General features: G+C 22.2%; 11 protein-coding genes. 5 read left to right on the top strand and 6 right to left on the bottom strand.

Annotation, left to right across the window (positions count from 1 at the left end; all coding sequences use genetic code 11):
* The first annotated feature begins 169 nt into the window (after positions 1-169).
* Positions 170-1,201 (top strand): tRNA (adenosine(37)-N6)-threonylcarbamoyltransferase complex transferase subunit TsaD, encoded by a 1,032-nt coding sequence (gene tsaD, locus H0H76_RS00110; RefSeq protein ID WP_185855532.1) that lies wholly within the window; start codon positions 170-172, stop codon positions 1,199-1,201.
* On the opposite strand, the gene gcvP is transcribed toward tsaD, so the two are convergent.
* A complete protein-coding gene (gene gcvP, locus H0H76_RS00105) occupies positions 1,198-4,098 on the bottom strand; it encodes an aminomethyl-transferring glycine dehydrogenase (protein ID WP_185855531.1) in 2,901 nt (966 codons plus the stop codon). The two genes, tsaD and gcvP, sit on opposite strands and share 4 nt — an antisense overlap.
* Before the next feature lie 142 nt (positions 4,099-4,240).
* Here gcvP and mdh point away from each other — a divergent pair, with 142 nt between their 5' ends.
* Positions 4,241-5,170 (top strand): malate dehydrogenase, encoded by a 930-nt coding sequence (gene mdh, locus H0H76_RS00100; RefSeq protein ID WP_185855530.1) that lies wholly within the window; start codon positions 4,241-4,243, stop codon positions 5,168-5,170.
* An 8-nt stretch (positions 5,171-5,178) separates the two neighbouring features.
* Here mdh and H0H76_RS00095 read toward each other — a convergent pair whose 3' ends face one another.
* Positions 5,179-5,820: a thiamine diphosphokinase gene (locus H0H76_RS00095; protein WP_185855529.1), complete on the bottom strand. Its 642-nt coding sequence runs from the start codon at positions 5,818-5,820 to the stop codon at positions 5,179-5,181.
* Between the two features lie 216 nt (positions 5,821-6,036).
* On the opposite strand from H0H76_RS00095, the gene H0H76_RS00090 reads away from it, so the two are divergent.
* A complete protein-coding gene (locus H0H76_RS00090; protein ID WP_185855528.1) occupies positions 6,037-7,260 on the top strand; it encodes a peptidyl-prolyl cis-trans isomerase in 1,224 nt (407 codons plus the stop codon).
* Between the two features lie 6 nt (positions 7,261-7,266).
* Here H0H76_RS00090 and H0H76_RS00085 read toward each other — a convergent pair whose 3' ends face one another.
* The 4 genes from H0H76_RS00085 to H0H76_RS00070 all read right to left on the bottom strand — a co-directional run bounded on the left by H0H76_RS00085 (position 7,267) and on the right by H0H76_RS00070 (position 10,792).
* A complete protein-coding gene (locus H0H76_RS00085; RefSeq protein WP_185855527.1) occupies positions 7,267-8,961 on the bottom strand; it encodes an ABC transporter ATP-binding protein in 1,695 nt (564 codons plus the stop codon).
* The gene (truA, locus tag H0H76_RS00080; RefSeq protein ID WP_185855526.1) at positions 8,958-9,704 is read right to left on the bottom strand and encodes a tRNA pseudouridine(38-40) synthase TruA; all 747 of its coding nucleotides are present in this window, start codon (positions 9,702-9,704) and stop codon (positions 8,958-8,960) included. The genes H0H76_RS00085 and truA overlap by 4 nt, the downstream gene beginning before the upstream one ends.
* A 122-nt stretch (positions 9,705-9,826) precedes the next feature.
* Entirely contained in the window at positions 9,827-10,213 is a 387-nt protein-coding gene (locus H0H76_RS00075; RefSeq protein ID WP_317168060.1) for a Rid family detoxifying hydrolase, read from the bottom strand.
* A 30-nt stretch (positions 10,214-10,243) separates the two neighbouring features.
* On the bottom strand, positions 10,244-10,792 hold the full coding sequence (locus H0H76_RS00070; RefSeq protein ID WP_185855525.1) for a 2-amino-4-hydroxy-6-hydroxymethyldihydropteridine diphosphokinase: 549 nt from the start codon (positions 10,790-10,792) through the stop codon (positions 10,244-10,246).
* Between the two features lie 87 nt (positions 10,793-10,879).
* On the opposite strand from H0H76_RS00070, the gene H0H76_RS00065 reads away from it, so the two are divergent.
* Positions 10,880-11,920 (top strand): rod shape-determining protein, encoded by a 1,041-nt coding sequence (locus tag H0H76_RS00065; RefSeq protein ID WP_185855524.1) that lies wholly within the window; start codon positions 10,880-10,882, stop codon positions 11,918-11,920.
* 7 nt (positions 11,921-11,927) lie between these two features.
* The gene (mreC, locus tag H0H76_RS00060; RefSeq protein WP_185855523.1) at positions 11,928-12,755 is read left to right on the top strand and encodes a rod shape-determining protein MreC; all 828 of its coding nucleotides are present in this window, start codon (positions 11,928-11,930) and stop codon (positions 12,753-12,755) included.
* Positions 12,756-12,903 lie beyond the last annotated feature (148 nt).

Raw genomic sequence — 12,903 nt, 5'->3', positions numbered from 1 at the left:
TTTTAATAATAAAATATACTTTTTTTACATTTTACTATAAAAAATAAATAAATATATATATAGTTAGTTACATTTACTTTAATTACTTTAATATAAAGTATATTATATTTTTATATTATTATATATATTATAATATAAATATAAAAAAAATAATATTTTTTTTTAAAATATGAATAAAGAACCTATTATAATTGGGATAGAATCATCATGTGATGAAACTGGAGTATCTATTGTTATGGGGAGAAAGGTATTATCAAATATTATTATACACCAAAATATTCATAAAAAATATGGTGGAGTAGTTCCAGAATTAGCGGCAAGACTACATGAAAAAAATTTACCATTAGCATTGAAAAATGCTATTTTTACAGCTAAAATAAAAGAAAATCAGATTGATGCTGTCTCTTTTACAATAGGTCCAGGATTAATAGGCCCTTTATTAGTAGGAGTATCTTTTGCTAAATCATTTTCCATGGGATTAGGAATACCTATATTAACTGTAAATCATATACAAGCTCATATCCTTGTTCATTTTATAAAAAATGCTAATATTAATAATTCTTATCCTAAATTTCCATTTTTAGGATTAGTAATCAGTGGAGGGCATACTCAAATTATACAAGTAAATGACTTTTTTAATATGAAAATATTAGGAACTACTTTAGATGATCCTGTTGGAAATGCTATTGATAATATTTCTAGAATATTAGGTATTTCTTATCCAGGTGGCCCTAAAATGGAAATACTTTCTATAAAAGGAAATAAAAATAAATTTAATTTTGTAAAACCAGTAGTAAAAAAATTAGATTTTAGTTTTAGTGGATTAAAAAGTCATATTTTTAAATTTATAGAAAATCAATTGAAGTTTGATTCTTTTTTTGTAAGTAAAAATATTCATGATTTATGTGCATCCACTCAAAAAATTATAACAGATATTCTTTTGGATAAAGTTAAAAAAGCCGCTTTGGAAACTAAAATTTTTAGAATTGTTTTATCAGGAGGGGTATCTGCAAATAATGAAATTAGAAAATCATTTATTTCTTTTATTTCAAAAAAAAATGGTTGGGAAGTATTTATTCCAAAAAAAGAATATACGACTGATAATGGAGCAATGATTGCTATAACTGGGTTACTTAAATACGAAAAAAAATTGTTTGATTCTTTAGATGTTATACCTTTTTCTAAGTTTAAACTTTTCTAAATACATTTACATATTAAATTTCTATCACCGTATCCATCATCTATACGATCTATTGGGATCCAAAATTTTCTCTCTTTTATCCAATATAATGGATATGCTGCTTTTTCTCTACTGTAAGGATATTTCCATTTATCATTTGTTAGTGTTTCAATACTATGAGGTGAATTTTTTAATACATTATTCTCAATAGAAAATTTTCCATCTTCAATTTCTTTTATTTCCTCTCTTATTTTAATTAATGTTTCTATAAACCTATCTAGTTCTTTTTTCGACTCACTTTCTGTAGGTTCAATCATCATACATCCTACTACAGGAAAAGATATAGTAGGGGCATGATATCCATAGTCCATCATTCTTTTTGCAATATCTACTACTTCTATTCCAATTTTTTTAAAAATTCTACAATCTATAATAAATTCATGTGCAACTGTATTATTTTTTCCTACATATAATATTTTATAATAATTTTTTAGTTTTTCTTTAATATAATTTGCATTTAATATAGATATTTCTGTACATTTTTTAAGACCATTTCCTCCTAAAAGTCTAATGTATGCATAAGGAATAGTTAAAATAATAGAAGATCCATATTGAGAAGAAGAAATAGAAAATATATTTTTTTCTTTTTTATTAATTTTAAATGAATGAGTAGGAAGATAAGGTTTTAAATGTGAAGCTACGCAAATAGGTCCCATTCCTGGACCCCCACCACCATGTGGAATAGAAAATGTTTTGTGAAGATTAAGATGACAAACATCTATTCCTAAATATGATGGTTTTATTAGTCCAATTTGTGCATTCATATTTGCTCCATCCATATAAACTTGACCACCATGTTCATGAATAATGTCTATTATATTTTTTATATTTTCTTCATAAACTCCATGAGTAGATGGATAAGTTATCATAAATACAGATATAAAATTTGTATATTCTTTTACTTTTTTTAAAAGATTATTTTCATCTATAGATCCATCATGTTTTGTATCAATTAAAACAATATTTAAGCCTGCCATTTTTGCAGATGCAGGATTTGTTCCATGGGAAGAAGATGGTATTAATGCAATATTTCTGTTAAATTTTTCTTTTAAAGAATTTTGATAGTATTTTATTACCATTAGTCCAGCATATTCTCCTTGAGCTCCTGAATTAGGTTGTAAGGATATTCCAGGTAATCCAGTTATCTCCTTCAAATATTTTTTTAGGTTACTTATAATAAATTTGTATCCATATGATTGATTTTTTTCTACAAAAGGATGTATATTTCTCCATTTATTTTGGCTTAAAGAAAATAACCCTGTTGAAGCATTTAATTTCATAGTACATGAACCTAAAGGAATCATAGAGTGGGTTAATGAAAGATCCTTTTTTTCCAATCTTTTTATATAACGCATTATTTCATTTTCAGAATGGTATTTATTAAATACATCATTACGTAAAAAGTCTGAAGTTCTTTTTAAAGAATTAGGAATTTTATTTGATATTTTATTAATATTATTTTCTTTATTCTTATAAATGAAAAAAGAGTATTTATTATTTTTTTTAGAAATTTTATTAAAAATAGAATGTATATGATTTATGTCATATGTACATGTAGTTTCATCTAGAGTTATTGTTAAATAATTATTATTTATATATCTAAAATTTGTTTTTTTTTTTATAGCTAAATTTTTGATAATCTTATTAGAGTAGTCAGTTTTTATTCTAATTGTATCAAAATAAAATTTGTTAACTTGATTAACCCCTTTTATAGAATTTGTTAATTTAATTTCTAATTTTTTTGCATATCTGTGAATATATTTTGCAATTTTTAATAATCCCTTTTTTCCGTGATATACAGCATACATAGAAGCCATTATAGCAGGAAATACTTGAGAGGTACAAATATTAGAAGTTGCTTTTTCTCTTTTTATATGTTGTTCTCTAGTTTGTAAGGCCATTCTAAATGCTTTTTTATTATTTTTATCTTTAGATATTCCAATAATTCTACCAGGAATAAATCTTTTATATTTTTTTTTAGTTGCAAAAAAAGCTGCATGTGGACCTCCATATCCCATTGGTATACCAAATGCTTGACTTGACCCTATTACAACATCTGCTCCCCATTCTCCAGGTGGTTTTAATAAGGATAGAGCCATAAGATCAGCTGAAATTATAACTGATATATTTTTCTTATTTGCATGTTCTATTATTTCAGTATAATCATGAATTTCTCCAAAGCTAGAAGGATATTGTAATAATAATCCAAAAATTTCTATATTTTTATATTTTTTGCTTAAAAAATTATTATAATTGTCTTGGATGAGATTAATTCCTAATCCAAAACATCTTGTTTGTAAAACATAAAATGTTTGTAAAAAAATTTCATTTGAAACAAAAAAATAAAAATTTTTATTTTTTTGTTCTAATTTTTTTTTGTTGTAAATCATAAACATAGCATCTGCTGCAGCAGATGCTTCATCTAACATAGATGCATTGCTAATCTCCATTCCTGTTAGATCTGATATCATTGTTTGAAAATTGATTAAAGCCTCTAAACGTCCTTGAGAAATTTCTGATTGATAAGGAGTATAAGAAGTATACCATCCAGGATTTTCCAGTATATTCCTTTGAATGACACTAGGAGTAATTGTATTTTTATATCCTAATCCTATATATGAACGAAAAATTTTATTTTTTTTACCAATTTTATTAATATGATTTAAATACTCCCATTCAGAAATTGCACTGGGAACATTAAGTTTTTCTTTACAAAGAATATTATCCGGAATAGTTTTTTTTATAAATTCATTTATAGAAGAACAATATAATGTTTTTAACATTTTTTTAATTTCATCATAAGATGATCCTATATGTCTAGAAAGAAATTGTTTTCTTTTAACGTAACTATCTTTCATGTATATATATGTATATGTATAGTTATAGTGAGTGAAATGTAATGTATAGAAAATGTATAGAAATTATATTATATTTAACAATTACTTTACAAATTTATTTAATTTATATATATATATATATATTAATATTAAAAGTTATAATATGAAAGTAACTATTATTGGGGCAGGAAATGTAGGATCTTCATGTGCTAGTTTATTATCGCATAAAGATATTGTAACAGAGATTGTATTATTAGATATAAAACCAATGATTTCTAAAGGAAAAAGTCTTGATATAAGTCAAATGAATGTTGTTTGTGATATAAATACTAGATTGATTGGATTTGGAAATGATTTTTCAAAATCAGAAAATTCTGAAATAATTGTTATTACTTGTGGTATTCCTAGAAAACAAGGAATGGATCGTGATGAACTTTTAAATATTAATGCAGAAATTATTCATTTTGTTACAAAAAAATCAATTTTTTTCTCTCCAAAAGCTAAATTTATAATTGTATCTAATCCATTGGATATAATGACATATGTTAGTTATGTAACTTCTAATATAGATTCATCTAGTGTAATTGGAATGGCAGGAATATTAGATTCTGCAAGGTATCGTTTTTTTTTATCTGAAAAGTTAAATATATCACCTTATAACATCCATACTGTATTGTTAGGAGGACATGGAGATTACATGGTTCCATTATATAGATATACATCTATATCTGGTATTCCTATTAAAGAATTTATATCAGAAAAAGAAAATGAAATTATTATAGAAAAAACTAGAAAAGGTGGGGAAGAAATTGTAAATTATTTGGGAACATCTGCCTGGATGGCCCCTGCAGCATCTATAGTAGAAATGATAGAATCTATTTTAAAAAATTCTAAAAAAGTATTTTCATGTTCCACCCTTTTAAAGGGAGAATATGGTATAAAAAACATTTATCTAGGTATGCCAGTAGTTTTAGGAAAAAATGGAATTGAAAGAGTCATTGAGTTAAATTTGAATAATGAAGAAATAGACCTATTAAAAATGTCATATAATAGTGTTAAAAATACAATAAAGAAATTGAAAATAAAGATATGATTATTTTTTTATCTTTCTATTTCTATAAATATTAATAGTTCTCCTTTTTTATAATTTATTTGTATTTTATTATTTTCATTGCTAATGGATTTATTTCTTATTCCTAATTTTTTACCTATTTCCAATGATTCATTTTTAATAGGATATTTTAATCCAAATGTTTTTAATCCTACTACTTTTGGAAATGGAAAAAGTGATATTTTTTTATTTTTTTTCATATAAAAAGTATTTTTTTTATCAGAAAAAAAGTATAAATGATATTTATCGTAGAAAATAATAGATAATTTTTTTTTATATTTTAAAGCTATAGATAAATTACCTAGAAAATGATCCTGTTCTTTTCCACTTCCCCCCCAAATATTTACATTTAAAAATCCTTTTTTATAAATTATGTTCAAAGCTTTTTCAAAATCTGTATAATTTTGATTGTAAGTATTAATAATAGTATTTTTTACAGAAATGTTCTTTTTTAATAAAGAATCAAAATCTCCTATTATTGAATCTACAGGTATTTTAAATTTTTTCAAATAATTTAATGAGCCATCAACAGCAAAAATTTTTTTTGATAAAAATTTACTATATAAATTTTTTTTTGGAGGGTCTCCATTTAAAAATAATTCTATTACAGGGCCTTTAAATTTATGATTCATTATTTTTTATTTTAATTATAAATTTTTTTATGTTTATTATTTATGATTATTATATTATATATTAGATTTATTATCTTTTTTTGTAAAAAAGATAATAAAGGTAAAAATTAAAAAAATATATTTATTGTTATTTTTCTTTTATTGTACATAAAAAAAATTTATTTTTATAAAAATCATTATTACATTATTATTTAATGTTCATATAAACAATCTATTATGAAATTTTTAATTAAAAAATTTATTAAAGAAATTTCTCTAATTGCGTTAATAATATTTTATATTTTTATTAATAATACTTTAATTTATTCAAGAGAAAAAATAGGTGGAATATTTGCAATTGTAGGTGATGAAATCATTTTAGATTCTGATATAAAAAGTCAAACTGAAAATAAAATAGAAGAAAAATTTAAAATTTGTGAAAATTTTTTATTTCAAAAATTAATGATTTTTCATGGTAAAAAAAACTTTAAAGAAAAAGAAAATGATTTACAATTAAATAATGAAAATTTAGCATCAGTATCTAAAAATATTAAAAATCATGATAATGATGAAAATAATATAAATAAATATAATAAAAATAAAGATATTTTATATATAAAAAGTTTATATAAAAAAATAACAGATGATATAGAAGTATCTCCTGAAGAAGTAAAATACTTTTTCATAAAAAATAAAAATAGACTTTATAATACTCCTAAAAAATATTTAGTTTCTTATATTGTTTTTTATCCAAAAAAAGATAAAAAGAATAAAGATAAAATTATTAATTTTTTATATGAAGTAAAAATAAAAGATTCATTTGATTGTAAGAAGTTTAAGAATAAAAACTTACCATTCATTTGCAATGAAGAATATGTTAAAGGAATAAAAATAAATTCCATTTCAGAAGAATATAGAAATATAATTCTTTCTTTAAAAGAACAAGAAATTTTTGGCCCTTTTGAAACAGAAATGGGTTATCATTTAATAAAATTAGAAAATAGAAAAGGAAATAAAATAGATTTAAGAAATTTTTTCATTAAAAAAGAGTATTCAAGTAGTGAATTACTAAAAACTAAAATATTTGCAAGTTCAATAAGAAAAGGATTAATGCTAAATATTATAGATTTTGATAAGATATATTTGATAAATAATGATATAGCTGATATTAATTTAAAAAAACAAATATTGATTAATGAAAATCAATGTTTTAAAGATTTAAAACAAGTATTAAACTTTGGAAAAAAAGGCAATATAACAGATCTTTATGAAGGAAAATTTAAAAATAAAAATGTTTTTTTTATTATTAAGATATTAGATATAATTGATTCACGACCTATTTCTATAAAAGAAGATTTTTCATATTTAGAAAATTTTGTTAAAGAAAAGAAAAAAAACGAAAAATTAAATAATTGGAGGAAAAAAGAATTTAAAAAAACTTATATTAAAGTAAATTATTAGATAATTTTATATTTCTCTACTTTCTACTATACGACCTTCTTTACCAAGTACCAGTATTTTATCAGCATTTTTAATAGTAGTTAGTCTATGAGTTATGATAATTGATGTTTTTTTTTTAGTTACTTTATTATAATTATTATAAATTACTTTTTCTAATTTTTCATTTAAAGAAGCAGTAGATTCATCTAGTATAAGTACAGAATAAGGATGCATTTGAACTCTCAAAAAAGAAATTAATTGTTTTTCACCGGTAGATAATAAATTACCTTTTTCTTTTACTATATATTCATATCCATTAGGAAGAGATTTAATAAAATTATGTATCCCTATTTTTTTTGCCATATATTCAACTTTTTTAATATTTATTGAAGAATTTCCTAAAGTAATATTATTTATGATAGTATCATTAAATAAAAATGTGTTTTGTGCAATAACTCTTATATGAGATCTTAAATTATTAATATCTATATTTTTTATAGGATATCCATCAATATATATATTACCTTTTTTTATCTCATATAATCTAGAAATTAAATGTATTATAGTTGATTTTCCTGAACCTGTAGGCCCTACTATAGCTACTTTTTCTCCTGGATTAATTTCAAAAGTTACTCCTTTCAAAATCATTTTTTCATCATTAATATAAGAAAAATATACATTATCAAATACTATATGGCCGTTTATTTTTTTTAAATGTATGTTACCTTTGTTTTCTATTGTTCCTTTTTTTGAATTTAATATAGAAAAAATACGTTCTATTCCAACAAAGCCCCGTTGTATAATATTAAATCTATCTGATATTTGTCTTATAGGACGAAATAAAAGATAAATGAAAAAAATAAAAGCAATAATTTGTCCAGGTTTAATATCACCATTTTTAATTACGCTGAATCCACCATAAAATATTACAATACTTATTGTACATGCAGAAACTAACTCTACTATAGGAAAAAAAATTGAAAAATAAAAAACTGTTTTAAAGTGTGCATTCATTAAATCATTATTAATGGATCTAAATATTAGATATTTTTCTTTTTCTTTATGAAAAAGTTGAATTATTAACATTCCTACAATATTTTCTTGTAAAAAACTGTTTAAACGAGAAGTTTGTATTCTTTCATCATGAAAAGCCTTTTTTAATGTTTTTTGAAAAAGTCTAGTAATAATGTATATTATTGGAATAGTAAACAATACAATAAAAGATAATTTTTTATGTACAGTATACATTACGAAAATAATCATAAAAATTTTCAATATATCTCCAGAAACAAGTAGTATTCCATCATTAAATATTACTGTAATAGTTTCTATATCTGAAATAGAGTAAGATATTATTTTTCCTATTGGAGTTTTATCAAAAAAAGTACTTTTAAAACTTAACAATTTTTCAAATAAAAGAATTCTAATTTTCTCTATTACATTTTGAGCTAATTTATTAGATAAATATAATAGAGAAAAATGTAATATACTTTCTAAAAAAAGAAGAATTAAAATAAATGTCAATATATGATGAAATCCTAAAAAATCTTTATAAATAATATTATAATCTATAGCATTTTGTATTAGTTTTGGACGACTTGCTGAGATCAAAGATATTAATATAGATGTAATAATAATTAATACTATAGTAAATTTGTAATCTAAACTAATTTTTATTAAATGTTTTAACGAAGATTTTTCATTTTTTGATTTTTTTTTCATAAAAAAATATCTTCTGGATAAGAAATACTATGTAAAAATAAACCACATGCAGGGACTAGTGACCTACAATAATTATAATTTTTTGATTCTATAATAGTTATAAATTCATTTACTGTAATTTTATTTCTTCCAACATCAATAAGTGTTCCAACAATAGATCTAACCATAGATCTTAAAAATCTATTAGCTTTAATAGTAAAACATAAAATATTTTTATTTTCAGACCAATAAACGTAGTGAATTTTACATTTATTATGTTCTTTAATTCTTTTTTTACAAAAAGAGCTAAAATCATTATAAATTAGTAATTTATTTGATGCATAGTTCATTTTTTTAATATCTAATTGATAATAACAATACCAAGAAAAATCTTGATTAAAAGGATTTTTTACTAGTGTAATATAATATTTATATGTTCTGCTAATAGCATCAAACCTAGCATGAATATTTTTTTTTACTTGGAAAATATTACATATTCTAATAGATTTTGGTAAGAATATGTTTAATTTTTTTATAAGAGTATTAGTTACATTATTGTCGTAATCATTATAATCAAAGTGAGCAAACATTTGTTTTGCATGAACTCCTTTATCAGTCCTTCCTGCTCCTATTATATTAATGGACTTTTTTAATAATTTTGATAAACAGTACTCTATTTCTGATTCTATAGTATTTACTTTTTTTTGTATTTGCCATCCGAAAAAATACTTTCCATTATAAGATAATTCAATAAAAAATCTCAATTTTATTATTTTTTTATGTTAAGATTTTTAAAAATTTTTTAGTAAAAAAAATCCTTTTTTTTGTATTATAACGTATAGTATATAGTATAACTAAATAATAATAAAATAAAATAATATATTTTTTAATATTTATATGCTATTGAAGATATTTCTATATTAGCATTTTTTGGTAGACCTACTACTTGTATTGTTTCTCTAGATGGAAAATTTTTTTTTTCAAAAAAACTTGAATAAACCTCATTTATTTTAGTAATGGAATCAAATTTTTTTACAAAAATTGAGGATTTTATTATATTTCTAAAACTCAATCCATTTTCTATAAGAATAATTTGTATATTTTTCATTACTTCTTTTGTTTCATCTTCTATAGAATCAGTAACTAAATTTCCAGTTTTTATATCTATTCCTATTTGTCCAGAAATGAATATAAAATTGTTTGCAAAAACACATGTACTGTAAGGACCATAAGATGGAATTTGTTTTGATAAAATTTTTTTGTTATTTATCATATTTTTATAATTTTATTTTTTATTATTGTTTTATGATTTATGATTAATTAATTTTTTAATGAGTATTGTATCTGAACATGCTCCTAAAATTTCTATAATTGTCATATTAAATACAGGATGACTTTTTTTTGGATTTATTTCTGACATTGGGACTAAAACAAACCTACGTAAATGTAACATAGGATGAGGAATAGTTAATACAGGACTATTTAGGATAATATTATCATAAAATAATATATCTATGTCTATTTCTCTGTTTTCATAATACATTAGTTTTTTTTTACCTAATATTCTATTATTTATATTTTCTTTTTTTATACATGTTCTACCAATTTTGTATTCAATACTTAATATTTTATCTAATAAAAATATTGGAGAATGAATAGTATTCATTTGCAATACTCTATTATAAAAATTCATAGTTTCATTTTTCATATTCCATGCAGTACTTTCAAAATAAGAAGATATTTTAATTGTAGAGCCAATATATTTACATATTAAATTTAAAGAGTCATCTAAATATTTTTTTCTATTTCCTTTATTACTTCCTTGTAACAAAAAAACATTGTGTATTTTCAAAATTAAATATTTTTATAATAGATTTAATATACAAAAAAACTATAATTTTTATTTAAATTAGTTTAATATTTTCATAAGTAAAAATTCATGGGATTAATCATAAATTTTATGAAAAGTCTTTTTAGTCAGGAAATTGCTATTGATTTAGGAACAGCAAATACTCTGATTATGCATGATAACAAAATAATAGTTGATCTGCCTTCTATAATTGCTATAGATGTAAGATATAAAAAAGTTTTAGCAGTAGGAGAAGAAGCAAAAAAAATGCAAGGTAAAACACATGAAAATATAAAAATATATAAACCATTAAAAGATGGAGTAATTGCAGATTACCAAATTGCTGAACTTATGATAAGAGAATTTATTAAAAAAGTTCCGGGTATTAACAATAAATTATTTACACCATCATTAATAATGGTTATATGTATTCCATCTGGAATTACGGAAGTAGAAAAAAGAGCAGTAAGAGATTCTGCACAACATCTTAATGCAAAAGAAGTTTATCTTATAGAAGAACCTATGGCTGCTGCTATAGGTTCTGGAATATCAGTAACTAAAGCTAAAGGAAATATGATTATAGATATAGGAGGAGGGACAACTGAATGTGGAGTTATTGCTTTAGGAGGAATTGTGTGTCAAAAATCAATAAAAATTGCAGGAGACGTTTTTACCAACGATATATCTTATTTTCTTCGTTCTAAATATAATTTGTATATTGGTGAAAGAACAGCTGAAAAAATAAAAATAGATGTAGGGGCCGCAATGGAATCTATAGAAAATCCACCAACTGATATTCATATACAAGGTAGGGATTTATCTACAGGTAAACCTAAAGAAATGACTCTTTCATATAAAGAGACTATACCTGCTCTTGATAAATCTATATTAAGAATTGAGGACGCAGTTATGGAAACACTTTCTAGTACTCCACCAGAACTAGCAGCAGATATATATAAGACTGGAATTTATATGGCAGGTGGAGGATCATTATTAAGAGGATTGGATAAAAGAATATCTAAAAAAACTGGATTATCTGTTTTCTTAGTAGAAGATCCATTAAGAGCTGTAGTAAAAGGAACTGGAGTTGCTTTAAAAAATATTGATAAGTTTACATTTTTAATGAAATAAATGGAACATGCGTGAATTTTTCAATTTAATTTCAAAAATTCGTTTTTTTATTTTTTTCTTTTTATTAGAATGTATTGCTATATTCTTTACATTTTCTGATTCAAAATTTAATCAAGATATTTATTATGGTTCTTCTTACCTTATAATTGGAAAATTATACGAAACTATTTCAAAATTTCGTAGTTATTTTTTGTTAGAAATAGAGAATGAAAAACTTTTAAATGAAAATAAAAATTTACGTAATAAAAATATTTTTTCTAAAATAGAAAAAGTATATAAAGATTTAAAAAAAGAAGATATAAATTATTTACAACAATATATTTTTACTCCTGTAAAAGTTGTAAATAATAGTATACATGAACAAGAAAATTATATAACTATAAATAAAGGGAGAATTGATGGTATTTGTGTAGATATGGGTATTATATTATCTGATGGGATAGCTGGCATTATAGTAAAAACTACTCCTAATTTTAGTATAGCAATTTCTATATTAAATCCAAAAATTAAAGTAAATGCTAGATTGAAAAAAAATAAATGTTTTGGAGCTTTAAGTTGGGATGGAATTGATTATAAATATGTTATATTAAATGATATACCTAGATATTGTAATATAAGTAAAGGTGATATAATAGAAACAGATGGAAAATCTTCTACATTCCCTGAAGGGATTGCAATTGGCAAGGTTTATTCTTACAAACTTGATGAAGAAAACGCAAATTTTATAATAAAAGTAAAACTTTTCTCTAATTTTTCTACGATAGAACATGCATATGTTGTAAAAAACTTATTTAAAAAAGAATGGGAAAATGTTCATAAAGTTGAATATAAATGATAAATTTTATAAAATCTTTTTTCCTTTATATATTATACATTTTTATTCTTTTGTTAGTTCAAATTACAATGTTAAATTCTATATTTTTAGGGTATTATGCTTATATTTATATACTTTTTATATTAGTATATCCATATAAATGTAATAA

Origin of the sequence: Blattabacterium cuenoti, from assembly GCF_014251275.1 — a bacterium.
GTDB lineage: Bacteria > Bacteroidota > Bacteroidia > Flavobacteriales > Blattabacteriaceae > Blattabacterium > Blattabacterium cuenoti_AG.
This window is presented reverse-complemented; position numbering and strand designations above follow the sequence as displayed.

Excerpts from the sequence above, each read along its gene's own strand:
- mdh (WP_185855530.1), top strand. The coding sequence starts at position 4,241 with ATGAAAGTAACTATTATTGGGGCAGGAAATGTAGGATCTTCATGTGCT.
- H0H76_RS00065 (WP_185855524.1), top strand. The coding sequence starts at position 10,880 with ATGGGATTAATCATAAATTTTATGAAAAGTCTTTTTAGTCAGGAAATT.
- H0H76_RS00090 (WP_185855528.1), top strand. The coding sequence starts at position 6,037 with ATGAAATTTTTAATTAAAAAATTTATTAAAGAAATTTCTCTAATTGCG.
- tsaD (WP_185855532.1), top strand. The coding sequence starts at position 170 with ATGAATAAAGAACCTATTATAATTGGGATAGAATCATCATGTGATGAA.
- H0H76_RS00075 (WP_317168060.1), bottom strand. The coding sequence starts at position 10,213 with ATGATAAATAACAAAAAAATTTTATCAAAACAAATTCCATCTTATGGT.
- H0H76_RS00085 (WP_185855527.1), bottom strand. The coding sequence starts at position 8,961 with ATGAAAAAAAAATCAAAAAATGAAAAATCTTCGTTAAAACATTTAATA.
- H0H76_RS00095 (WP_185855529.1), bottom strand. The coding sequence starts at position 5,820 with ATGAATCATAAATTTAAAGGCCCTGTAATAGAATTATTTTTAAATGGA.
- gcvP (WP_185855531.1), bottom strand. The coding sequence starts at position 4,098 with ATGAAAGATAGTTACGTTAAAAGAAAACAATTTCTTTCTAGACATATA.
- mreC (WP_185855523.1), top strand. The coding sequence starts at position 11,928 with ATGCGTGAATTTTTCAATTTAATTTCAAAAATTCGTTTTTTTATTTTT.